Annotated in this window: 28 protein-coding genes; 10 read left to right on the top strand and 18 right to left on the bottom strand. The window is 45.6% G+C overall.

Annotation, left to right across the window (positions count from 1 at the left end):
• Position 1: 1 nt before the first annotated feature.
• The 15 genes from rplE to rpmE form a co-directional block, all read right to left on the bottom strand.
• Positions 2-541 carry a 50S ribosomal protein L5 gene (rplE, locus tag R7P74_RS07730; RefSeq protein WP_005379573.1) on the bottom strand — a complete coding sequence of 180 codons (540 nt, stop codon included), beginning with the start codon at positions 539-541 and terminating at the stop codon, positions 2-4.
• Between the two features lie 23 nt (positions 542-564).
• Positions 565-882, bottom strand: a complete 318-nt coding sequence (gene rplX / locus R7P74_RS07725) for a 50S ribosomal protein L24 (protein WP_005379574.1) — start codon at positions 880-882, stop codon at positions 565-567.
• Between the two features lie 13 nt (positions 883-895).
• Complete coding sequence (gene rplN / locus R7P74_RS07720) at positions 896-1,267, bottom strand: 50S ribosomal protein L14 (protein WP_004410450.1); 372 nt, start codon at positions 1,265-1,267, stop codon at positions 896-898.
• Positions 1,268-1,429: 162 nt separating this feature from the next.
• Complete coding sequence (gene rpsQ, locus R7P74_RS07715; protein WP_005379575.1) at positions 1,430-1,684, bottom strand: 30S ribosomal protein S17; 255 nt, start codon at positions 1,682-1,684, stop codon at positions 1,430-1,432.
• Positions 1,684-1,875 (bottom strand): 50S ribosomal protein L29, encoded by a 192-nt coding sequence (gene rpmC, locus R7P74_RS07710; protein WP_005379576.1) that lies wholly within the window; start codon positions 1,873-1,875, stop codon positions 1,684-1,686. The genes rpsQ and rpmC overlap by 1 nt, the downstream gene beginning before the upstream one ends.
• The gene (rplP, locus tag R7P74_RS07705) at positions 1,875-2,285 is read right to left on the bottom strand and encodes a 50S ribosomal protein L16 (protein ID WP_005379577.1); all 411 of its coding nucleotides are present in this window, start codon (positions 2,283-2,285) and stop codon (positions 1,875-1,877) included. The genes rpmC and rplP overlap by 1 nt, the downstream gene beginning before the upstream one ends.
• An 11-nt stretch (positions 2,286-2,296) precedes the next feature.
• Positions 2,297-2,995, bottom strand: a complete 699-nt coding sequence (gene rpsC, locus R7P74_RS07700; protein WP_005383161.1) for a 30S ribosomal protein S3 — start codon at positions 2,993-2,995, stop codon at positions 2,297-2,299.
• A gap of 18 nt (positions 2,996-3,013) precedes the next feature.
• Positions 3,014-3,346 carry a 50S ribosomal protein L22 gene (gene rplV, locus R7P74_RS07695; protein ID WP_005383164.1) on the bottom strand — a complete coding sequence of 111 codons (333 nt, stop codon included), beginning with the start codon at positions 3,344-3,346 and terminating at the stop codon, positions 3,014-3,016.
• A gap of 10 nt (positions 3,347-3,356) precedes the next feature.
• Positions 3,357-3,635, bottom strand: a complete 279-nt coding sequence (gene rpsS / locus R7P74_RS07690) for a 30S ribosomal protein S19 (RefSeq protein WP_004394525.1) — start codon at positions 3,633-3,635, stop codon at positions 3,357-3,359.
• A 21-nt stretch (positions 3,636-3,656) separates the two neighbouring features.
• Complete coding sequence (gene rplB / locus R7P74_RS07685; protein WP_005383168.1) at positions 3,657-4,481, bottom strand: 50S ribosomal protein L2; 825 nt, start codon at positions 4,479-4,481, stop codon at positions 3,657-3,659.
• 15 nt (positions 4,482-4,496) lie between these two features.
• Positions 4,497-4,799 carry a 50S ribosomal protein L23 gene (rplW, locus tag R7P74_RS07680; RefSeq protein ID WP_004398471.1) on the bottom strand — a complete coding sequence of 101 codons (303 nt, stop codon included), beginning with the start codon at positions 4,797-4,799 and terminating at the stop codon, positions 4,497-4,499.
• Positions 4,796-5,398 carry a 50S ribosomal protein L4 gene (rplD, locus tag R7P74_RS07675; protein ID WP_005379556.1) on the bottom strand — a complete coding sequence of 201 codons (603 nt, stop codon included), beginning with the start codon at positions 5,396-5,398 and terminating at the stop codon, positions 4,796-4,798. The genes rplW and rplD overlap by 4 nt, the downstream gene beginning before the upstream one ends.
• 17 nt (positions 5,399-5,415) lie before the next feature.
• Positions 5,416-6,045 carry a 50S ribosomal protein L3 gene (gene rplC, locus R7P74_RS07670; protein ID WP_005379555.1) on the bottom strand — a complete coding sequence of 210 codons (630 nt, stop codon included), beginning with the start codon at positions 6,043-6,045 and terminating at the stop codon, positions 5,416-5,418.
• A gap of 14 nt (positions 6,046-6,059) precedes the next feature.
• On the bottom strand, positions 6,060-6,371 hold the full coding sequence (gene rpsJ / locus R7P74_RS07665; RefSeq protein ID WP_004410492.1) for a 30S ribosomal protein S10: 312 nt from the start codon (positions 6,369-6,371) through the stop codon (positions 6,060-6,062).
• A 455-nt stretch (positions 6,372-6,826) separates the two neighbouring features.
• Positions 6,827-7,048, bottom strand: a complete 222-nt coding sequence (gene rpmE / locus R7P74_RS07660) for a 50S ribosomal protein L31 (RefSeq protein WP_005379546.1) — start codon at positions 7,046-7,048, stop codon at positions 6,827-6,829.
• Between the two features lie 295 nt (positions 7,049-7,343).
• Between rpmE and priA the strand changes: the two genes are divergently transcribed.
• The 7 genes from priA (at position 7,344) to rraA (ending at position 16,288) form a co-directional block, all read left to right on the top strand.
• Positions 7,344-9,548, top strand: coding sequence for a primosomal protein N' (gene priA / locus R7P74_RS07655; protein ID WP_225473400.1), 2,205 nt, complete (start codon positions 7,344-7,346; stop codon positions 9,546-9,548).
• A 303-nt stretch (positions 9,549-9,851) separates the two neighbouring features.
• A complete protein-coding gene (cytR, locus tag R7P74_RS07650; RefSeq protein WP_254901949.1) occupies positions 9,852-10,880 on the top strand; it encodes a DNA-binding transcriptional regulator CytR in 1,029 nt (342 codons plus the stop codon).
• Positions 10,881-11,105: 225 nt separating this feature from the next.
• The gene (ftsN, locus tag R7P74_RS07645; protein WP_017820300.1) at positions 11,106-11,654 is read left to right on the top strand and encodes a cell division protein FtsN; all 549 of its coding nucleotides are present in this window, start codon (positions 11,106-11,108) and stop codon (positions 11,652-11,654) included.
• 115 nt (positions 11,655-11,769) lie between these two features.
• Entirely contained in the window at positions 11,770-12,321 is a 552-nt protein-coding gene (hslV, locus tag R7P74_RS07640) for an ATP-dependent protease subunit HslV (RefSeq protein ID WP_033905999.1), read from the top strand.
• A gap of 23 nt (positions 12,322-12,344) precedes the next feature.
• Positions 12,345-13,676: an HslU--HslV peptidase ATPase subunit gene (gene hslU, locus R7P74_RS07635; RefSeq protein ID WP_132936723.1), complete on the top strand. Its 1,332-nt coding sequence runs from the start codon at positions 12,345-12,347 to the stop codon at positions 13,674-13,676.
• 1,111 nt (positions 13,677-14,787) lie between these two features.
• Positions 14,788-15,705, top strand: coding sequence for a 1,4-dihydroxy-2-naphthoate polyprenyltransferase (locus tag R7P74_RS07630; protein WP_262634206.1), 918 nt, complete (start codon positions 14,788-14,790; stop codon positions 15,703-15,705).
• Between the two features lie 76 nt (positions 15,706-15,781).
• A complete protein-coding gene (rraA, locus tag R7P74_RS07625; RefSeq protein WP_005379537.1) occupies positions 15,782-16,288 on the top strand; it encodes a ribonuclease E activity regulator RraA in 507 nt (168 codons plus the stop codon).
• 135 nt (positions 16,289-16,423) lie between these two features.
• On the opposite strand, the gene zapB is transcribed toward rraA, so the two are convergent.
• Entirely contained in the window at positions 16,424-16,666 is a 243-nt protein-coding gene (gene zapB / locus R7P74_RS07620; protein ID WP_005379536.1) for a cell division protein ZapB, read from the bottom strand.
• 348 nt (positions 16,667-17,014) lie between these two features.
• Here zapB and glpX point away from each other — a divergent pair, with 348 nt between their 5' ends.
• The 3 genes from glpX to R7P74_RS07605 all read left to right on the top strand — a co-directional run bounded on the left by glpX (position 17,015) and on the right by R7P74_RS07605 (position 20,036).
• A complete protein-coding gene (gene glpX, locus R7P74_RS07615) occupies positions 17,015-18,022 on the top strand; it encodes a class II fructose-bisphosphatase (RefSeq protein ID WP_262635645.1) in 1,008 nt (335 codons plus the stop codon).
• A gap of 882 nt (positions 18,023-18,904) precedes the next feature.
• Complete coding sequence (locus tag R7P74_RS07610; RefSeq protein ID WP_318122791.1) at positions 18,905-19,525, top strand: helix-turn-helix transcriptional regulator; 621 nt, start codon at positions 18,905-18,907, stop codon at positions 19,523-19,525.
• A gap of 160 nt (positions 19,526-19,685) precedes the next feature.
• Positions 19,686-20,036, top strand: coding sequence for a DUF3135 domain-containing protein (locus R7P74_RS07605; protein WP_054866032.1), 351 nt, complete (start codon positions 19,686-19,688; stop codon positions 20,034-20,036).
• Here R7P74_RS07605 and R7P74_RS07600 read toward each other — a convergent pair.
• Both R7P74_RS07600 and R7P74_RS07595 read right to left on the bottom strand, forming a co-directional pair.
• Complete coding sequence (locus R7P74_RS07600; RefSeq protein WP_372051706.1) at positions 20,030-20,296, bottom strand: GIY-YIG nuclease family protein; 267 nt, start codon at positions 20,294-20,296, stop codon at positions 20,030-20,032. The genes R7P74_RS07605 and R7P74_RS07600 overlap by 7 nt on opposite strands.
• Positions 20,297-20,881: 585 nt before the next feature.
• The gene (locus tag R7P74_RS07595) at positions 20,882-21,304 is read right to left on the bottom strand and encodes a DUF805 domain-containing protein (protein WP_318122790.1); all 423 of its coding nucleotides are present in this window, start codon (positions 21,302-21,304) and stop codon (positions 20,882-20,884) included.
• Positions 21,305-21,339 lie beyond the last annotated feature (35 nt).

The following is a 21,339-nucleotide window of genomic DNA, read 5'->3' as shown; positions in this document are numbered from 1 at the left end:
CTTACTTACGGAATGGGAAGTTAAAGGCAGCCAGCAGAGCACGGCCTTCCTCATCAGTACCAGCAGACGTCGTAATAGTGATGTCTAGACCGCGTACTCGATCAACTTTATCAAAGTCGATTTCCGGGAAGATGATTTGCTCGCGAACGCCCATGCTGTAGTTACCGCGACCGTCAAAAGACTTAGCGCTAACACCACGGAAGTCACGTACACGTGGAAGAGCGATGTTAATTAAACGCTCAAGAAAATCCCACATACGTTCGCCACGCAAGGTTACTTTACAACCGATAGGGTAGCCTTCACGGATTTTGAAACCTGCAACAGATTTGCGCGCTTTTGTGATAAGTGGCTTTTGACCAGAGATCGTTGCCATATCAGACGCTGCATTTTCTAGCAGTTTCTTATCGTTGATTGCTTCACCAACACCCATGTTTAGGGTGATTTTCTCGATTCTAGGGACTTGCATGACGCTTGTGTAACCGAACTGTTTGGTCAGTTCAGCGACTACAGACGACTTGTAGTAATCATGCAGTTTCGCCATAGTAGAACTCCAAATTACTTCTATTAGTTAGAAACGGTTTCGCCGTTAGACTTGAAGAAACGAACTTTTTTGCCGTCTTCAAAACGGAAACCGATACGGTCAGCTTTACCAGTAGCTGCGTTAAAGATAGCCACGTTAGAAACGTCGATAGCTGCTTCTTGCTCTACGATACCGCCTTGGATACCCATAGCTGGAACAGGTTTCTGATGTTTCTTAACTAGGTTGATACCTTCAACGATAACTTTACCAGTTGCTAGAACCTTAGTTACTTTACCTTTCTTGCCTTTGTCTTTACCAGCAAGAACGATTACTTCGTCATTACGACGGATTTTAGCTGCCATTTCTACGTGCTCCTTACAGAACTTCTGGAGCCAGTGAAACGATCTTCATGAACTTATCGCCACGAAGTTCGCGTGTCACAGGACCAAAGATACGTGTACCGATTGGTTGCTCAGTATTGTCGTTTAGCAATACGCAAGCATTTCGGTCGAAGCGAATGACAGAACCGTCAGGACGACGTACGCCTTTACGGGTGCGCACTACCACCGCCTTCAGAACATCACCTTTTTTAACTTTACCGCGAGGGATTGCTTCCTTCACAGTAACTTTGATGACGTCACCGATATGTGCATAACGGCGGTGAGAGCCACCCAGAACCTTAATACACATTACGCTGCGTGCGCCTGAGTTATCAGCTGCGTCCAGCATACTTTGCATTTGGATCATGTTAGTGCTCCGCTAAATATTAATAACTAGACCCATCACGGGTCGGGCTGCCTCTTTAAAAGGGACGCGAATTGTACCACCCTTTTTTGTGATTGGGTAGTCAAAAAATAAACGGCTCCAAAAATATTTTGGAGCCGCTTTAGTTTCATAGAATTAACGAGATTAAATCTTCGCCTTTTCTAGAACTTTTACCAAAGTCCAAGACTTAGTCTTAGACAGTGGACGACACTCTGCGATTTCAACTGTGTCGCCTAGGCCACACTCGTTGTTCTCGTCATGTGCGTGTACTTTAGTCGTACGTTTTACGTATTTACCGTAGATTGGGTGTTTTACGAAACGTTCGATAGCAACAGTGATAGACTTGTCCATCTTGTCGCTAACAACACGACCTTGTTGAGTACGTTTTACTTCGCTCATTATGCGCCTGCCTTCTCAGTCAAAACAGTTTTCACACGTGCGATATCACGGCGTACAGCTTTCAGAGTATGAGTTTGCTGTAGTTGACCAGTCGCAGCTTGCATGCGCAAGTTGAACTGTTCGCGTAGCAAATTCATTAGCTCAGCGTTAAGCTCTTCAACGCTTTTCTCGCGTAGATCTTGTGCTTTCATCACATCACCTGCTTAGTTACAAATGTAGTTTTGAAAGGCAGTTTACGTGCCGCAAGACGGAACGCTTCACGTGCCAATTCTTCAGGTACACCACCCATTTCGTACATAACCTTACCAGGTTGGATTTGGGCTACCCAGTACTCAACGTTACCTTTACCCTTACCTTGACGAACTTCAAGTGGTTTTTCTGTGATTGGTTTGTCTGGGAACACACGGATCCAGATTTTACCTTGACGCTTAACGTGACGTGTCATTGCACGACGTGCCGCTTCGATTTGACGAGCAGTTAGACGACCACGGCCAACAGCTTTAAGACCGAATTCGCCGAAGCTTACATCAGTACCTTTAGCTAGACCACGGTTACGACCAGTCTGAACCTTACGGAACTTAGTACGTTTAGGTTGTAGCATCTGTCGACTCCTTACTTACGGCCTTTACGCTGCTTCTTAGGCTTGTCGCCTTTAGGCTCTACAGCGTTAGCTGCTGGCATACCACCTAGGATTTCACCTTTGAAGATCCAAGTTTTAATGCCGATCACACCGTATTGAGTGTGAGCCGAAGAAGTTGCGTAATCAATGTCAGCACGTAGAGTGTGTAGAGGCACACGGCCTTCACGGTACCACTCTGAACGTGCGATTTCAGCGCCGCCTAGACGACCGCTTACTTCCACTTTGATACCTTTAGCGCCTAGGCGCATTGCGTTTTGTACTGCGCGCTTCATAGCACGACGGAACATAACACGACGCTCTAGCTGAGACGCGATGCTGTCACCAACAAGTTGCGCATCTAGTTCAGGCTTACGTACTTCAGCGATGTTAATTTGCGCTGGTACACCTGCAATTTTAGCTACAGCTGCGCGTAGCTTCTCAACGTCTTCACCTTTCTTACCGATAACAACGCCTGGACGAGCAGTGTGAATAGTCACACGGATGCTCTTAGCAGGACGCTCGATAACGATACGTGATAGAGACGCTTTTTTCAGTTCACTTGTAAGGAACTGACGTACCTTGAAGTCGCCGTCTAGGTTGTCAGCGAAATCTTTGGTGTTAGCAAACCATGTAGCATTCCAAGGCTTAACGATGCCTAGACGAATACCATTTGGATGTACTTTTTGACCCATTGCTTACTCTCCTAGTCTCTAGCGATCTGCTACAACAACAGTGATGTGGCTTGAACGCTTCAAGATACGATCCGCACGACCTTTAGCACGAGGCATAATACGCTTCATGGTTGGGCCTTCATCTACAAAGATTTTTGCGACATTCAGATCGTCAATATCTGCACCTTCGTTGTGCTCCGCGTTAGCGATAGCAGACTCTAGAACTTTCTTAACTAGTGCAGCAGCTTTTTTGTTGCTGAACGTTAGGATTTCTAGAGCTTGGTCAACAGATTTACCACGGATTAGATCCGCAACTAAGCGAGCTTTCTGAGGCGAAATGCGAGCAAAGTTATGTTTAGCAATTGCTTCCATTATCTACTCCTTAGCGCTTCTTAGCTTTCTTATCCGCAGCGTGACCGCGGTAAGTACGTGTTGGTGCGAATTCACCCAGTTTGTGACCGATCATTTCATCAGTTACAAATACTGGTACGTGCTGACGACCATTATGGACAGCGATGGTCAAACCGATCATCGTAGGGATGATCATTGAACGACGGGACCAAGTCTTAATAGGCTTTTTGTCTCCGCTTTCCACCGCTTTCTCTACCTTCTTCAGCAAGTGTAGGTCAATAAAAGGACCTTTCTTGAGAGAACGTGGCATGGCGATTCCTCTTTATATAGATTACTTGTTACGACGACGTACGATGTACTTGTCAGTGCGTTTGTTCTTACGAGTCTTGAAGCCTTTAGTAGGCATACCCCAAGGAGATACTGGGTGACGACCACCAGAAGTACGGCCTTCACCACCACCATGTGGGTGGTCAATCGGGTTCATTACAACACCACGAACCGTTGGACGGATACCGCGATGACGTGATGCACCTGCTTTACCAAGTTCACGTAGCATGTGCTCAGAGTTACCAACTTCACCGATTGTTGCACGGCCTTCAGAAAGAACTTTGCGCATCTCGCCAGAACGTAGACGGATAGTTACGTACGCACCGTCGCGAGCAACGATTTGAGCGTAAGCACCAGCCGAACGAGCTAGCTGACCACCTTTACCAGGCTTAAGTTCAACGTTATGTACTGTTGAACCTACTGGGATATTACGCATTGGTAGAGTGTTACCAGCTTTGATTGGTGCATCAACACCAGACTGAATAACATCACCAGCTACAACACCTTTAGGTGCTAGGATGTAGCGACGCTCACCGTCTTTGTAAAGAACTAGAGCAATGTTTGCGCTACGGTTTGGATCGTATTCAAGACGCTCAACTGTCGCTGGAATACCATCTTTAGTACGTTTGAAGTCAACTACACGGTAGTGGTGCTTGTGACCACCGCCGATGTGACGTACTGTGATACGACCCTTGTTGTTACGACCACCGTTCTTAGAGTTTTTCTCTAGAAGAGGTGCGTATGGCTTGCCCTTGTGTAGGTCAGCGTTAACAACTTTAACAACGTGACGACGACCAGGGGAAGTCGGCTTACATTTAACAATAGCCATTTTTAACTACTCCTGTTATTCCGCGCCGCCAACGAAGTCAAGATCTTGACCTTCTTTCAAAGTAACGTACGCTTTCTTAACGTCGCTGCGGCGACCTTGGCGTAGACCTTGACGTTTGGTCTTACCCTTAGTGATAAGAGTATTTACAGACTTAACTTCAACTTCAAATAGCTTTTCTACAGCTGCTTTGATCTCTTTTTTAGTCGCATCTTTAGCTACTTTGAAAACGATAGTGTTCGCTTTCTCAGCTGCCATAGTTGCTTTTTCAGAGATGTGCGGTGCACGTAGAACTTTTAGGATACGCTCTTCAGTGATCATGCTAGCATTTCCTCTACTTGCTTAACTGCTTCTGCAGTCATTACAACTTTGTCAAACGCGATTAGAGATACTGGATCGATACCAGCAACATCACGTGCGTCAACTTTGTATAGGTTACGAGCAGCTAGGAATAGATTCTCATCTACTTCGCTAGTCACGATTAGAGCGTCAGTTAGCTCAAGCTCTTTAAGCTTAGCAACTAGCTCTTTAGTCTTTGGTGCTTCAACTGAGAAGTTATCAACAACGATTAGACGCTCTTGACGAACAAGCTCAGAAAGAATGCTCTTCATAGCACCACGGTACATTTTTTTGTTTACTTTTTGGCTGTGATCTTGTGGTTTCGCAGCAAAAGTAACACCACCTGTACGCCAGATTGGGCTACGGATTGTACCAGCACGCGCACGGCCAGTACCTTTTTGACGCCATGGCTTAGCGCCACCGCCAGAAACTTCTGAACGTGTTTTTTGAGCACGAGTACCTTGACGAGCACCTGCTGCGTACGCAACAACTACTTGGTGTACAAGAGCTTCGTTAAACTCACGTCCGAAAGTAGTTTCGGAAACAGTTAGTGCATCGGCACCTTTAACCATTAGTTCCATTACTTACTCCTGAGACGTTATGCTTTAACAGCTGGTTTAACGATCACGTTGCCGCCAGTTGCGCCTGGGACTGCACCTTTAATAAGAAGCAGGTTGCGCTCAGCGTCAACACGTACGATCTCTAGGTTTTGAGTCGTTACACGCTCAGCACCCATGTGACCTGCCATTTTCTTGCCTTTAAATACGCGACCTGGAGTCTGACATTGACCGATAGAACCAGGAGCACGGTGAGACAATGAGTTACCGTGAGTCATATCTTGAGTACGGAAGTTCCAACGCTTAACAGCGCCTTGGAAACCTTTACCCTTAGATGTACCAGTAACGTCTACTTTCTTAGTTTCGTTGAATAGTTCAACAGTTAGTTCTGAACCAACTTCGAACTCTTCGCCGTTTTCTAAACGGAATTCCCAAAGACCGCGACCAGCTTCAACGCCAGCCTTAGCAAAGTGACCTGCTTCAGCTTTGTTTACACGGTTAGCTTTCTTAGAACCAGCTGTAACCTGGATTGCTGCGTAGCCGTCAGTTTCAAGAGTTTTCACTTGAGAAACACGGTTAGCTTCAACCTCAACAACTGTTACTGGGATAGAAACGCCTTCTTCAGTAAATACGCGGGTCATGCCCACTTTACGACCGATTAGACCAATCATACTTCTAATCTCCCTTAACCTAGGCTAATTTGAACGTCAACGCCCGCAGCAAGGTCTAGACGCATTAGAGCATCAACAGTCTTGTCTGTTGGCTCAACGATGTCGATTAGACGCTTGTGAGTACGGATTTCGTACTGGTCACGTGCTTTCTTGTTAACGTGTGGAGAGATAAGAACTGTGAAACGCTCTTTACGAGTTGGCAGTGGGATTGGACCACGAACCTGTGCGCCAGTGCGCTTAGCTGTTTCAACGATTTCCGCTGTAGAAGCATCGATTAGTTTGTAATCGAAAGCTTTTAGGCGGATACGGATACGTTGGTTCTGCATGAGACAGAGCTCCAAATTTAATAAATTACACAAACAATATCGCCACTCAAACTCGTCAAGACGAGAGAATGCCGATTGATTTATGTGAAACCGTAGCATCCAAGATTAGGACGCATTGTCAGTTAATTTTCGATTAACTATCCCTATATGCCAAAGTCACCTTTGAGGATAGTTTTTCCGAAGAAAAGATAGCTAATTGTATTAACCGCGAACATAAGCTGAGTATACATTACCTCACAAATCCTTAGATTTGCTCGCTCCTCACTGCTCATTGGTTCACAACTGGCTTAACCAGTGCGCTGCATTATACAGATCACACTTTAGGTTGCAAGCGCTGAGTGAAAAATAATCGGGAATATTCCAAACCCTATACATCCCTCTTCGCTTGGTAGCCATTAAACAAAAAGGACGCCGAAGCGTCCTTTTCTAAACTGTAATCGTAATAGCGGCTGCTATTATTTCTTACCGCTTGATAGTGCACCGAAACGCTTGTTGAAGCGATCAACACGGCCGCCTGTATCAACGATACGTTGCTTACCAGTGTAGAATGGGTGACACTTGTCACATACGTCTAGGTGGATAGACTCTTTACCTAGAGTAGAGTTGAACTCAAAAGAGTTGCCGCAAGAACAAGTCGCTTTTACTGCTTTGTATTCTGGGTGGATACCAGCTTTCATGGGATAACCTCAATAGTAGGCCGTGTCGCTATACGAATCTAAGCCGCACACCACACGCAATTAATAATAAAATGGGATACCGCATCAACTAATTGCCGAAGCCATATCTCAAGGCGCGATATAGTAAAGAATCACATTGCTCGGATCAACACATTTGGCAACTTTTTCGCCACTTTTTTAGCCAGACTAATCATAGAGGCACGATTCACGCTGAATCACATAGCTTTACTCGAATTTCCATACCGATTTTAATAGACTCTCATTTCCTTTCCCTCTTTTTAATAGCTAAGAATTTATGCGTCCAACCATTGCTAGAGTGGCATTACCCGTTCCGCTCGACAAACAATTTGATTACGCCATTCCGGGGCACCTGTTTCCGATCATTGGTGGACGCGTTTCCGTGCCTTTTGGACGCCAAACCTTAGTCGGCATCGTCACCGCAATGGTTAATCACTCGGACTTTCCCAAAGATCAACTCAAGCCAATCAAAGCAGTTCTTGATTCTCAGCCGATATGGTCTGAAAAGCTTTATTCGTTGCTGACTTGGTGCAGCCAGTTCTACCAATACCCACTTGGAGATACGCTACACAATGCGATGCCAGCAGCTCTACGTAAAGGAAAGCCTGCAGATTTTGCGACGTTACAAGAGTGGCAAATTACCGAATCCGGTAAAGACAAGCTGATGCAAGGGCTTGATCGTCGAGCGGTCAAACAACAGAAGGTCTTGCAAATGTTGGTTAACGGCGCTTTGCCTCACCAGGAATTTGTCGACCAAGAGATAGCCTCAACAGTACTAAAGTCTTTAGAAGAGAAAGGCTGGATTGAACGTATCGAGAAGAAGCCTGTAATCACCCAGTGGGGACAGCACGTTGAATGCGACGTCGAGAAGCCAAAGCTCAACCACGAACAAGCGCTGGCTATTGCAAGTGTAAATAGCCAAACAGGTTTTGCTTGCTATTTATTAGAAGGCGTCACGGGCTCAGGTAAGACAGAAGTGTACCTCAACCTTATCAAGCCAGTTTTAGAGCAAGGGAAACAAGCCTTGGTTTTAGTACCAGAGATTGGCTTAACGCCCCAAACCATCAACCGCTTTAAACGCCGTTTTAATGTGCCAGTTGACGTCATCCACTCCGGGTTAAACGAGACGGAGCGTCTGAATGCGTGGCTTTCTGCACGCGACAAAGCGGCCGGAATCATTATCGGCACACGCTCTGCCCTACTCGCGCCTTTTGCTGATCTCGGGATTATCATTGTGGACGAGGAACATGACACCTCTTACAAACAGCAAGATAGCTTGCGTTATCATGCACGCGATGTTGCTGTAATGCGCGCTCATAAAGAACAAGTTCCGATTGTTCTGGGCTCAGCCACACCTGCACTGGAGACATTGCACAATGCCTTGTCAGGCAAATATCACCATTTAACACTAACCCAACGAGCTGGCTCTGCCGTGCCAACCACTAATAAAGTGTTAGATGTAAAAGGTCAGTATTTAGAAAGTGGCTTATCTGCCCAACTGATTGCCGAGATGCGCAAGCATTTAAAAGCGGGCAATCAAGTAATGTTGTTTCTTAACCGCCGAGGCTTTTCGCCCGCTTTGATGTGCCATGAATGCGGTTGGATTGCAGAATGTAAACGTTGTGATGCGTACTATACGTTCCACCATTACAGCAACGAAATACGCTGCCATCACTGCGGCTCACAACAACCGGTAATTCATCAATGTCAGGGGTGTGGTTCAACTCAACTGGTTACCGTCGGCGTAGGAACGGAACAACTCGAACAACAATTGGCTCAGTTATTTCCAGAATACAACGCCATTCGCATCGACAGAGACAGCACACGTCGCAAAGGTAGTTTGGAAGATGCCCTTGAATCGATTCGTAAAGGTGAACATCAAATTCTGATTGGCACCCAAATGCTGGCTAAGGGGCACCATTTTCCAAATGTAACACTCGTTGCTCTTTTGGATGTTGATGGCTCTCTCTATAGTAGTGACTTCCGCGCTTCCGAGCGACTAGCGCAGTTGTTTATTCAGGTCGCAGGTCGTGCCGGCCGCGCAAGTAAACCTGGCGAGGTTATCCTACAAACCCACCATCCTGAGCACAGCTTGCTGCAGGCCCTGCTTCAAAAAGACTATCGCCACTTTGCTATGACTGCTCTGGAAGAACGCAAACTGGCTCAGCTTCCGCCTTATAGTTTCTTGACTCTGTATAAAGCAGAGGCGAACCAAAGTGAGGTAGTTGAAGACTTCCTGCGTCAGGTTCGCTTTACGTTAGAGTCACACCCTCTGTTCGATGATTCCTGCATGGTGTTAGGCCCTACTCCTTCACCTTTGGCTAAGCGGGCTGGTAAATACCGCTGGCAACTATTACTGCAAACTCAGCATCGTTCATTGATGCAAAAGTTATTAACCAGTGCCAAACCTGCTATTGAGTTGTTGCCAAATGCTAAGAAAGTACGCTGGAATTTAGACATAGAACCACAAGATCTCAGCTAGCAAACGTTTAACTATGTAATGAATTACCATTTAATGTGACCAGAATCACACCAAGATTACAATTTTTGTTAAACAGACCGTAACTTTCACTTTAGAAATGAATAGACTATCCAAATTAGAAAAGTCTAAAGTGACTTGTTTGCACAGGCTTAGATTAAAACAATGACTATTCCCACAAATTGATATCGCGGTGAAGAATCCATTTTCCCACTCGTTAACACGAACTGAGCGAAGAGCAAATACAGCTCTCACTCGGTTTGATTACTCTGATTTCAAACCGGAATAACGTCATCTTGGCAAAAAATAAATGAGAGGTTAAAAACTATGGCGACAATGAAGGATGTTGCCCAGCTTGCGGGAGTGTCTACGGCTACGGTATCTCGAGCCTTAATGAATCCAGAGAAAGTCTCTTCTTCTACAAGAAAGAGAGTAGAAGATGCCGTACTTGAAGCGGGTTATTCTCCAAACTCATTAGCGCGTAACTTACGTAGAAACGAATCAAAAACCATTGTTACTATCGTTCCCGACATCTGTGATCCTTATTTTTCTGAAATTATTCGCGGTATTGAAGATGCAGCCATGGAACATGGCTATCTAGTCCTGCTGGGCGATAGCGGACAACAGAAGAAACGCGAAAGCTCTTTCGTAAACCTCGTATTTACTAAGCAGGCAGATGGAATGCTACTGCTTGGTACAGATCTACCATTCGATGTCAGTAAGCCAGAGCAAAAGAACTTACCTCCGATGGTAATGGCGTGTGAATTTGCGCCAGAGCTCGAGCTTCCGACAGTACATATTGATAACCTGACCTCAGCATTTGAAGCGGTGAATTACCTGACCCAATTAGGTCATAAACGCATTGCTCAAATCTCTGGACCAGATACAGCAATATTGTGTCAGTTCCGCCAGCAAGGCTACCAACAAGCCCTGCGCCGTGCCGGCATCAATAAAGATCCACAATATAGTGTCATTACTGAGTTCTCTTTTGATGGCGGAGCAAAAGCCGTTCGTAAACTGCTCGAATTGCCAGAACCACCAACGGCTATTTTCTGTCACTGTGACACAATGGCCATCGGCGCAATTCAAGAAGCGAAAAAGCTTGGCTTACGAGTACCGCAAGATCTCTCTGTTGTGGGCTTTGATGACATTAACTTCGCTCAGTACTGCGATCCACCGTTGACCACCATATCTCAACCTCGCTATGAGATTGGTCGACAAGCGATGCTAATGATGCTCGAGATGTTAAAAGGCCACGACGTGCATTCAGGCTCGCGTCTGCTTGAAACTAATCTCGTCATTCGTGGAAGTGCAGCGCCACCACAGCGCCCTTAACCTAAAGATTAGGTATTCATCCCCAAAGCGGTGCTAAGGCGCCGCTTTTTTATTTACCCCTCCTGCTTTTTGTGTATCCCTGAATAAATGTAAGTGAGAACGGAAACACACTCCTACACTCGGGCGTTGTCGCGCTTTAGCTATCAAGATTCTATCAATAGGGTGTTTTCTCAACTCGTTCTGGATTAACATATTTGCAAGAATCCTTGATGACCAGAAATAACCGTGGCAAATAGAGATTATGTAAGACGGGGGCGAGGCGCCCCAAAAAAGTCGACAAAAAAACAGCCGCCGAGAAGAAAAAAACCTTGGCGCAGTGGCCTGCTCGCTATCTTGCTCGTGGGCGGTTTTGGCTATGGTCTTTACCTTTTGAGTAGCGACCCAGAACCTAAACAACCAGTCGTGAAGCAGCCAACAACCACTGTCAGCAAACCAAAGCCGAAAAAAGACTTGCCGCCACCACCAGAAGAAAAATGGGAATATGTTGAGTCACTACCGAAACGTGAAGTTGAAGTTGTGGCTAAAGAAATTGAAGTTTCTAAAATTCCTTACATCATGCAGTGTGGCGCGTACAAAACTCAGGCACAAGCGGAAGAGCGCAAGCTTGCAATCGCGTTCCAAGGGATGTCGAGCAAGATTCGTAAGAAAGAAGGCAGTTCATGGTATCGTGTGGTGCTAGGTCCGTATAAGTTCAAACGTGATGCAGAACGTGACCGTCATAAACTGCAACGCGCGAAAATCGAGCCGTGCGCGATTTGGAAAGAAAATCTTTAAACTCAGGCCCTAGGAGCTAAGATCCTAGGGCCTTTCTTTTTGCCCCCTTGAATCCCCATTTCTCCTCCCCCATATACTGAATTAAATCCAAAGAGAAATAATCAAGAGGTCGACTGTGACTACCATTGTATCTGTACGTCGAAATAATAAAGTCGTCATCGCGGGTGATGGCCAAGTATCTCTAGGCAATACCGTAATGAAAGGTAATGCGCGCAAAGTTCGCCGCCTATACAACAACCAAGTACTAGCGGGCTTTGCCGGCGGTACTGCGGATGCCTTCACCCTTTTTGAGCGCTTCGAAAGCAAACTGCAAATGCACCAAGGTCACCTAACCAAAGCGGCAGTTGAGCTAGCTAAAGACTGGCGTAGCGATCGTGCTTTGCGCAAGCTCGAAGCATTACTTGCCGTTGCCGACGAAACCGCATCGTTAATCATTACCGGTAATGGTGATGTCGTACAGCCAGAACACGACCTGATTGCGATTGGCTCTGGTGGTGCTTACGCACAAGCTGCCGCAACCGCCCTACTAGAAAACACAGATCTAGATGCTCGTGAGATCGCGGAAAAAGCTCTCAATATCGCGGGTGACATTTGTGTCTTCACTAACCATCACCACACGGTAGAAGAGCTAGACTCAACAATAGAGCCTGAAAAACCAACCGCGTAATCGTAACGAAGTAAGGAAAGAATATGTCTGAAATGACGCCTCGCGAAATCGTTCATGAATTGAACCGCCACATTATCGGTCAAGAAAAAGCCAAACGTTCGGTTGCGATTGCACTTCGTAACCGCTGGCGCCGCATGCAGCTTGAAGAAAGCTTGCGTGCCGAAGTGACGCCAAAAAACATCTTGATGATTGGCCCTACTGGTGTTGGTAAGACTGAAATCGCACGACGCCTCGCAAAACTGGCAAATGCCCCTTTCATCAAAGTTGAAGCGACAAAATTCACCGAAGTGGGTTACGTTGGTAAAGAAGTTGAAACCATCATCCGTGACCTAACCGATGTCGCTGTGAAAATGACGCATCAACAAGCGATGGAAAAAGTGAAATTCCGCGCAGAAGAACAAGCGGAAGAACGCATTCTTGATGCGCTACTGCCACCAGCACGTGATAGTTGGGGTCAAGCAGAGCAAACGGAAGAGTCTTCTCACACTCGCCAGATCTTCCGTAAGAAACTGCGTGAAGGCCAACTAGACGATAAAGAAATTGAAATCGACGTAGCCGCACCGCAGATGGGCGTAGAGATCATGGCGCCTCCTGGTATGGAAGAGATGACTAACCAGCTGCAAGGCATGTTCCAAAACCTCGCTGGCGACACTAAGAAAAAACGTAAGCTGAAAATCAAAGACGCAATGAAAGCGTTAGCGGAAGAAGAAGCGGCGAAACTGGTTAACCAAGAAGAGCTGAAAGAAGCAGCGATTTTCAACGTTGAAAACAACGGCATCGTATTTATCGATGAGATCGACAAGATCTGTAAACGCGGCGAGAGCTCAGGCCCAGACGTTTCACGCGAAGGTGTTCAGCGCGACCTACTTCCATTGATTGAAGGCAGCACGGTATCAACCAAGCACGGCATGGTAAAAACAGACCACATTCTGTTTGTTGCATCTGGTGCATTCCAAGTGGCAAAACCATCTGACTTGATCCCAGAATTGCAAGGCCGTCTACCAATTCGTGTTGAGCTAGAAGCACTAAGCAGCAACGACTTCAAACGCATTCTGACAGAACCAAAAGCCTCTCTAACAGAGCAGTACGTTGCGTTGATGAAAACGGAAGATGTGGACATCGAGTTCACAGAAGATGGTATCACGCAAATCGCGGAAGCGGCATGGACGGTCAACGAGAGCACAGAAAACATCGGTGCTCGTCGCTTACACACCGTAATGGAACGCTTGATGGATGAAATCTCTTACGACGCAGCGGAGCAATCTGGCGCTAAATTCATTATTGATTCCGCTTACGTGAAAGCGCGCCTAGGCGACACAATTGAAGATGAAGATCTAAGCCGCTTTATTCTTTAAACGCAATCTATTTTACCAAAGCCCAGAACCTTGTTTCTGGGCTTTTTGTTTAGAATGACGGTGACTTTGACAACATCTAAATCAAAAGATCTCGTCATTCTAGCGAGCTCAAGCGAGACTAAGAATCTGCTAACAGCAGACGCCTTTCTTTCCAACTCACCTTCACCACTGCACAATCGGATGATCGATTCTGAATCACACTCGTTCCTCGCTGTTCAGCATGACGGTGACTTAGACAACATCTAGATCAAAAGCTCTCGTCATTCTAGCGAGCTTAAGCGAGACTAAGAATCTGCTAACAGCAAACGCCTTTCTTTCCAACTCACCTTCACCACTTCACAATCGGACGATAGATTCTGAATCACACTCGTTCCTCGTTGTTCAGAATGACGGTGACTTTGACAACATCTAAATCAAAAGATCTCGTCATTCTAGCGAGCTCAAGCGAGACTAAAAATCTGCTAACAGCAGACGCCTATTCTTTCACACTCACCTTCACCACTGCACAATCGGATGATGGATTCTGAATCACACTCGTTCCTCGCTGTTCAGAATGACGGTGACTTAGACAACATCTAGACCAAAAGCTCTCGTCATTCTAGCGAGCTCAAGCGAGACTAAGAATCTGGTAACAGCAGACGCCTATTCTTTCCCACTCACCTTCACCACCGCACAATCGGATGATCGATTCTGAATCACACTCGTTGTTCAGAATGACGGTGACTTTGACAACACCTAAATCAAAAAGGTCTCGTCATTCTAGCGAGCTCAAGCGAGACTAAGAATCTGGTAACAACAGACGCCTATTCTTTCCCACTCACCTTCACCACCGCATAATCGGATGATCGATTTTGAATCACACTCGTTGTTAAGAATGACGGTGACTTTGACAACACCTAAATCAAAAGACCTGGTCATTCTAGCGAGCTCAAGCGAGACTAAGAATCTGCTAACAGCAAACGCCTTTCTTTCCAACTTACCTTCACCACTGCACAATCGGACGATAGATTCTGAATAACCCTTTGACTTCTAGCTGAGTTGTTTTAGGTCAATAGCGTATCTGCCTCTTTGTGCTTATACTGGGCACATTGGTTACTAGCACGAAATTTCCATGAAACAATCTCTACAGATCTGGCTTGAAGCCGCTCGTCCAAAAACATTACCTCTGGCATTGGTCTCTATCTTAACAGGTAGCGTGCTCGCCTACTCGGTGGGTCATTTCTCACTGACGATTGCCATCATGGCTTTCGTAACCGCGACATTGCTGCAAATTCTGTCCAACCTGGCAAACGACTATGGCGATGCCGTTCAAGGTACAGATAACGACAAACGCCTCGGTCCATTACGAGCGATGCAGTCTGGCGCGGTAAGTGCTAAACAGATGAAACAAGCGATTATCTTTAACATCGTTCTGACCGCAATCTCAGGCTTGGTGTTAGTTTTCTATTCACTAAGTTCACTGGAAAGCATTGTTACTTTTATCGGGCTGGGAATTTTGGCCATTCTCGCAGCCATTGCTTATACCATGGGTAGCAAACCATACGGTTACGTGGGGCTTGGCGATATATCAGTGTTCTTGTTTTTTGGTCTACTAGGCGTATCCGGTACCTACTTCTTGCATACTGGTCACGTAGACACCACGCTATTCTTACCTGCTTTAGGCTGCGGTTTACTCGCCGTTGCAGTCCTCAATATCAACAATATGCGTGATATAGAGAACGACCGAGAGTGTGGTAAACGCACGGTGGCGGTACGCTTAGGTCAACGTAAAGCCAAACATTACCACTTTATTTTACTTGGCGGAGCTATCCTTGCCTTTGCAGCTTACTTGTTAATTCAAGACAAACCCGTTTGGATTAGCTTGCCATTTTTACTTAGTATTTATTTCGTGGCCGATCATGGTAAAGCAGTTTGGTATACACAAAAGCCCGCTCAAATAGCACCAATGATGCCAGTCATCGTGAAATGCTCTCTAGTCACCAACGTTTTGTTTGCAACAATTGTGGTAGCTCAAACTCTAGTAAGTTAAAAAAGGATTGTCATTGCATTGACTTAATGCCTAGATATACTCAAAGACAACCAATTTCTGTTTAGAAAGGTACGCTATGGAATACAATACCTCAGCACTCTGTGATATCTACCTCGATCAGGTAGATGTGGTTGAACCAATGTTCAGTAACTTTGGCGGTCGCGCTTCATTTGCCGGGCAAATCACCACCATCAAGTGTTTTGAAGATAATTCGTTGATCCGCGAGACATTAGAGCAAGATGGACTTGGTCGCGTTTTGTTAATTGACGGTGGCGGTTCCCTACGTAAAGCCCTTATCGATGCAGAAATCGCAACCATTGCGGAAGAAAACGAGTGGGAAGGCATTGTCGTTTACGGCTGTGTTCGTGAAGTAGATGAACTTGAAGATATGAACTTAGGCATTCAAGCCCTCGCTTCTATTCCTGTTGGAGCGACCAGTCAGGGTATTGGCGAATTGGATGTACCAGTCAACTTTGGCGGCGTTAGCTTCCTTCCAGAAGATTACATTTATGCTGATAGCACCGGAATTATCCTGTCGCCTGAACCATTGAATATTGATTTAGAGTTGGATGAAGAAGCATAGCGAGTCTTAGGTGTCTAAGTTATAGGGTCTTCTCTTAGCTATCAGCGCCTAGCCTTGTCTTAACATTTTCTACTTCCCTAAAACACAAACACCCGCTTAACGCGGGTGTTTTTAATTTGGAATGAAGAAGCCGAATTATTCCACTTCGTCCATTTTGCCAAGTAGTGCACGAATGCGCTCTTGCCATTGTGCGTGCTCTTGCTGTGCTTGTTGTGCTTTTTGCTCTAGCTCTTCACGTTGAGAGCGAAGCTCGTTAGCTTCTTCCGCAAGTTTAGCTTTATCTTCTTTCAGCTCTTCGACTTCCATCTGAAGAAGAGTGATTGTGTCAACTGCAGTTTGAATTTTAGATTCTAGTTGTTCTAGTACTTCAAAAGACATCTTGGCCTACCTATGTTATTCCGTTGGGACGATGTGCGAGATTGATGCACACCTAACCTATATAAGGTTCATTCTACTCAGCGTCGCGATGAGAAACACTCACTATATTCGATATTTTGCATCATTCGGTCAAAAAATCAGCGCAATCTCACTAAACGCTGACTTTTCTTGTCGCCGAAGCATTTTTGAGCAAGGATTTTGCGTCCCGCTACTCTGAAAATCGCCCTAAGTATTGATCAAATTCAAGTTAGATAAAGTAAAAGCCTCGCAAAAAGGCAAACGTTTACTCGACCTTGTGATAGAATCGCCGCGCAAATTCTTCTTCCCTCTTGCTTACTTGGAGACATCATGAAACGCGATTTAGCAATGGCATTTTCCCGTGTGACTGAAGGTGCAGCTCTGGCTGGTTACAAATGGCTTGGCCGTGGCGATAAAAACGCAGCCGATGGCGCAGCTGTTGAAGTTATGCGCACGCTACTGAACAAAACAGATATCAGTGGTGAAATTGTCATTGGTGAGGGTGAAATCGATGATGCGCCAATGCTGTACATTGGAGAGCAAGTTGGTATTGGTGGTGATGAAGTGGATATCGCTGTCGACCCGATTGAAGGAACGCGTATGACGGCAATGGGACAATCGAACGCACTAGCCGTACTTGCCGCAGGTGAGAAAGGCAGCTTTCTTAAAGCGCCAGATATGTACATGGAAAAACTGGTTGTTGGTCCTGGTGCAAAAGGCGTAATTGACTTAGAGAAGCCGTTAAAAGAAAACCTAGAGAACGTAGCAAAAGCCCTGAACAAGTCACTTGATACCCTAGTCGTTATTACCCTTGCGAAACCTCGCCACGATGACGTTATTGTAGAAATGCAAGCAATGGGCGTACGTGTCTTTGCGGTGCCTGATGGTGACGTCGCTGCCTCTATTCTAACTTGTATGCCAGACAGTGAAGTGGACATGATGTACTGTATTGGCGGTGCGCCAGAAGGGGTTGTATCAGCAGCGGTAATTCGAGCGCTAGATGGTGACATGCACGGTCGCCTGCTTCCTCGTCATGAGGTAAAAGGCGATACTGAAGAAAACCACATTTACGGCGCAGATGAACTAAAACGCTGCGATGAAATGGGCGTAAAAGCGAATGTTGTCCTCAAAATGGAAGACATGGCTCGTAGCGACAATGTGGTATTTTCAGCTACAGGCATTACTAAAGGTGACTTGCTAGAAGGCATCTCTCGCCAAGGGAATATCGCAACCACAGAAACGCTGCTCGTGCGTGGTCGATGCCGTACTATTCGTCGCATTAAGTCGACTCACTACCTAGATCGTAAAGATCCAGAAGTGCGTGATATTATTCTTTAAGCATTTCTCGAGGCTCTCGCTCAATCTGAGTTTGAGCCTTTCTTTCCGCACAACGGGCAATAGATTCTGAATCACACTCGTTCCTCGTTGTTCAGAATGACGGTGACTTTAATTAGCTCTAAATCAAAAGAACTCGTCATTCTAGCGAGCACCAGCGAGACTAAGAATCTGGTAACAGCAAACTCCTATTCTTCCTGCTCGTCTTAGCCACTACACAGCCGGACAGTAGATTCTGAATCACATTCGTTCCTCGTTGTTCAGAATGACGGTGACTTTAATAAGCTCTAAATCAAAAGAACTCGTCATTCTAGCGAGCGCCAGCGAGACTAAGAATCTGGTAACAGCAGGCTCCTATTCTTTGCTGGTCATCTTAACCACTGCTCAACCGGACGATAGATTCTGAATCACCTCGTTCCTCGCTGTTCAGAATGACGGCTACCATAGCAAGCTCTAAATCGAAAAAACTCGTCATTCTAGCGAGCTCCAGCGAGACTAAGAATCTGGTAACAGCAACCCCCTATTCTTCCTGCTCGCCTTAACCACTACACAGCCGGGCAATAGATTCTGAATCACACTCGTTCCTCGTTGTTCAGAATGACGGAGACTTTAATAAGCTCTAAATCAAAAGAACTCGTCATTCTAGCGAACTCCAGCGAGACTAAGAATCTGGTAACAGCAGACTCCTATTCTTTCTGCTCACCTTAACCGCTGCACAATCGGACGATAGGTTCTGAATCACCTTATTCCTCGCCGTTCAGAATGACGACATATATTGGCTCATATGAACATAGCCCCCTATAAATCCACACTCAAATTAAGTCAACACTTTTCTTTACTAACCCTATCGCGCATAATATGTACTGACGTATAAATGGTGGGTATATGAAGACCGTAGATAGGATATTGCAAATCGTTAAGCGTGATGGCTCCGTCACTGCAAAACAACTCTCTTCTGAGCTAGGGATGACAACCATGGGGGCTCGTCAGCACCTGCAAAGTTTAGAAGATGATGGCATTCTTTCTATCCATGACGTAAAAGTAAAAGTTGGTCGCCCTGCTCGTCATTGGTCTCTCACTCAAAAAGGTCATGAGCAATTTACTGACCGTCACGGTGAGTTGACCATTCAGTTTATAGAAGCTGTCGAACATATCTTTGGCAAAGATGGACTGGAAAAAGTCACATCAGAAAGGGAAAAACTCACGTTACAAAGTTATCGTCAGCATCTTGAGCAATGCGACTCTCTGCAAAGCAAACTAGAAACACTTGTCACATTAAGAGAGCAAGAAGGCTATATGGCAGAGCTCGAGAAAGATGAGAACGGATTCATCTTGATCGAAAATCACTGTCCGATTTGTAAAGCCGCAACTCGCTGCCCAAGCTTGTGCCAATCAGAATTAAGTGTCTTTCAGTCTTTACTTGGACGTGACACCAAAGTAGAGCGTACCGAACACATCATTAGTGGCCAAAGACGCTGCGTTTACCACATCCAACAACTGCAGTAACCACCACAACCAAACATCGACATGCCGCACTTATTCAATCTCAAGCTTGAAAGCTTCTCTTATAAGTGAGACGGCTGAAGAATTCATCCTCTCTCCTCTTTCTAGTGGTATAGGCTTTTAGTAACTAAAGGCAATTTCCATAAGGATTTGGAGAGCATCGATGTCTAATCTACGTCATATCCCGTCCCAAACGCTTCCTCCATTCGATGAAATGGTTCGAATGGCAGAGCGAGACCCAGAAGCTTTTGAGCAGTTTCGTCATGAGATGGCGAAAGAGATGATCGAAAGCGCATCAGAAAATATGAAAGAAAGATTGTGGGCTCAACAAAGCCACATTGATAGAGTCATCAGCACGTGTAAAAACCCTCATCACACCAATGTGGTATTGATGAACGAGTTGCAAAAACAGGTCGTGAAGTTCAAAGCTGCGCTAGAAGGGGAAGCGGCACCGACACAAAAAGCGGATGTGGTTAGCTTAAATGCGTTTAAAGATAGGAATGACTTTTACTGATACTCAGTAGATAGATCGAGAAAGTTAGGGTTCGTTTCTCTTACCAAGGCTAACTTCCACTCACGCTTCCACTGCTTGAGCTGCTTTTCTCGGTTTATAGCCGTAGCCATATCGTCGAATAACTCAAAGTAAACGAGCTTATGAACGTTGTATTTCTTAGTAAATCCTTCCACTACTCCATTTTTATGTTGCCATATTCTTTGGGGCAGCTGACTGGTAACACCTATGTAGAGAACGGCGTTGTTATTTGACGTTAGGATATAAACGCAAGGTGTCTTATCGATGATTCATTCTCCTTCATTATTCGCTGTTACTTTTCCATTGTAATTCGCAAGCTCAGTCAGTTTATTTCAAACTCGGAGCGCTCTGTGCGTAGATTCTGAGTCACCTCGTTCCTCGCTGTTCAGAATGACGATGGCTTTCACAGTCTCTAAAGCAAAAGAATTCGTCATTCTAGCGAGCCTTAGCGAGACTAAGAATCTAGTAACAGCAAGCTCCTATTCTTTCCCGCTCAGCTTAACCACTGCTCAACCGGACGATAGATTCTGAATCACACTCGTTCCTCGTTGTTCAGAATGACGATGACTTTAAGAGCCTCTAAATCAAAAGAGCTCGTCATTCTAGCGAGCTACAGCGAGACTAAGAATCTCGTAACAACAAGCACCTATTCTTTCGCACTCACCTAAACCACCGCACAACCGGACGATAGATTCTGAATCACGCTCGTCCCTCGCAGTTCAGAATGACAGTGGCTTTCACAGACTCTAAATCAAAGGAGCTCGTCACTCAATCGAGCCTTAGCGAGACTAAGAATCTACTTTCAGCACGCACGATACTTGAAGCAATTACTCCGGCTCAGGGCCATATTGATTTGGTCCTGATGTTCCCTTTAAGAAACCACATTCAATTAGAATCCATAAACCACAAATCAGAGAAATGGAAGCGACGAACATCTGTGGGGTCGACGGCTCTTGCGCGGCAGGGCTGGTCATTGGCGTGGCAATTCGTCCGATAATCAGCGGAATATTCAGTGCTAGCCAATAGATCGATTTGTTGCGGTCGTGCCAACGCTTGGTGGTGATCGCCAAATCAGGGATCAACAGAACCACCAAGAAAATAGGAAGAAGCACATAGGAGAGAGTAGGAAGCAGCTGGCTGATACAGGCACCAAAGCCTAGAATGGACACATAGTAAATGACGTTCCAAATCCAGTAGGTTTTACGGTTTATACGTCCTTGAAAAGAAAACAGTAACTCTTTAGTCGACATCAAATTTTACCCCAAAGTAGAAAGGTTATAGATTA

This window comes from Vibrio sp. 2033, from assembly GCF_033339735.1.
Note: the sequence above shows the minus strand (reverse complement) of the source record. Positions and strands in the feature narration are given on the sequence as shown.

Bases quoted from the DNA above. Each gene is read 5' to 3' on its own strand.
- rplW (WP_004398471.1), bottom strand. From the start codon at position 4,799: ATGATCACTGAAGAGCGTATCCTAAAAGTTCTACGTGCACCGCACATC.
- rplX (WP_005379574.1), bottom strand. From the start codon at position 882: ATGGCAGCTAAAATCCGTCGTAATGACGAAGTAATCGTTCTTGCTGGT.
- rpmE (WP_005379546.1), bottom strand. From the start codon at position 7,048: ATGAAAGCTGGTATCCACCCAGAATACAAAGCAGTAAAAGCGACTTGT.
- rplN (WP_004410450.1), bottom strand. From the start codon at position 1,267: ATGATCCAAATGCAAAGTATGCTGGACGCAGCTGATAACTCAGGCGCA.
- R7P74_RS07605 (WP_054866032.1), top strand. From the start codon at position 19,686: ATGTCTAATCTACGTCATATCCCGTCCCAAACGCTTCCTCCATTCGAT.
- glpX (WP_262635645.1), top strand. From the start codon at position 17,015: ATGAAACGCGATTTAGCAATGGCATTTTCCCGTGTGACTGAAGGTGCA.
- R7P74_RS07610 (WP_318122791.1), top strand. From the start codon at position 18,905: ATGAAGACCGTAGATAGGATATTGCAAATCGTTAAGCGTGATGGCTCC.
- rplV (WP_005383164.1), bottom strand. From the start codon at position 3,346: ATGGAAGCAATTGCTAAACATAACTTTGCTCGCATTTCGCCTCAGAAA.
- rpsC (WP_005383161.1), bottom strand. From the start codon at position 2,995: ATGGGTCAAAAAGTACATCCAAATGGTATTCGTCTAGGCATCGTTAAG.
- R7P74_RS07630 (WP_262634206.1), top strand. From the start codon at position 14,788: ATGAAACAATCTCTACAGATCTGGCTTGAAGCCGCTCGTCCAAAAACA.
- hslU (WP_132936723.1), top strand. From the start codon at position 12,345: ATGTCTGAAATGACGCCTCGCGAAATCGTTCATGAATTGAACCGCCAC.
- zapB (WP_005379536.1), bottom strand. From the start codon at position 16,666: ATGTCTTTTGAAGTACTAGAACAACTAGAATCTAAAATTCAAACTGCA.
- rplC (WP_005379555.1), bottom strand. From the start codon at position 6,045: ATGATTGGTCTAATCGGTCGTAAAGTGGGCATGACCCGCGTATTTACT.
- rplE (WP_005379573.1), bottom strand. From the start codon at position 541: ATGGCGAAACTGCATGATTACTACAAGTCGTCTGTAGTCGCTGAACTG.
- rplP (WP_005379577.1), bottom strand. From the start codon at position 2,285: ATGCTACAACCTAAACGTACTAAGTTCCGTAAGGTTCAGACTGGTCGT.
- rpsQ (WP_005379575.1), bottom strand. From the start codon at position 1,684: ATGAGCGAAGTAAAACGTACTCAACAAGGTCGTGTTGTTAGCGACAAG.
- rpmC (WP_005379576.1), bottom strand. From the start codon at position 1,875: ATGAAAGCACAAGATCTACGCGAGAAAAGCGTTGAAGAGCTTAACGCT.
- rraA (WP_005379537.1), top strand. From the start codon at position 15,782: ATGGAATACAATACCTCAGCACTCTGTGATATCTACCTCGATCAGGTA.
- rpsS (WP_004394525.1), bottom strand. From the start codon at position 3,635: ATGCCACGTTCTCTCAAGAAAGGTCCTTTTATTGACCTACACTTGCTG.
- R7P74_RS07595 (WP_318122790.1), bottom strand. From the start codon at position 21,304: ATGTCGACTAAAGAGTTACTGTTTTCTTTTCAAGGACGTATAAACCGT.
- rplD (WP_005379556.1), bottom strand. From the start codon at position 5,398: ATGGAACTAATGGTTAAAGGTGCCGATGCACTAACTGTTTCCGAAACT.
- priA (WP_225473400.1), top strand. From the start codon at position 7,344: ATGCGTCCAACCATTGCTAGAGTGGCATTACCCGTTCCGCTCGACAAA.
- rpsJ (WP_004410492.1), bottom strand. From the start codon at position 6,371: ATGCAGAACCAACGTATCCGTATCCGCCTAAAAGCTTTCGATTACAAA.
- rplB (WP_005383168.1), bottom strand. From the start codon at position 4,481: ATGGCTATTGTTAAATGTAAGCCGACTTCCCCTGGTCGTCGTCACGTT.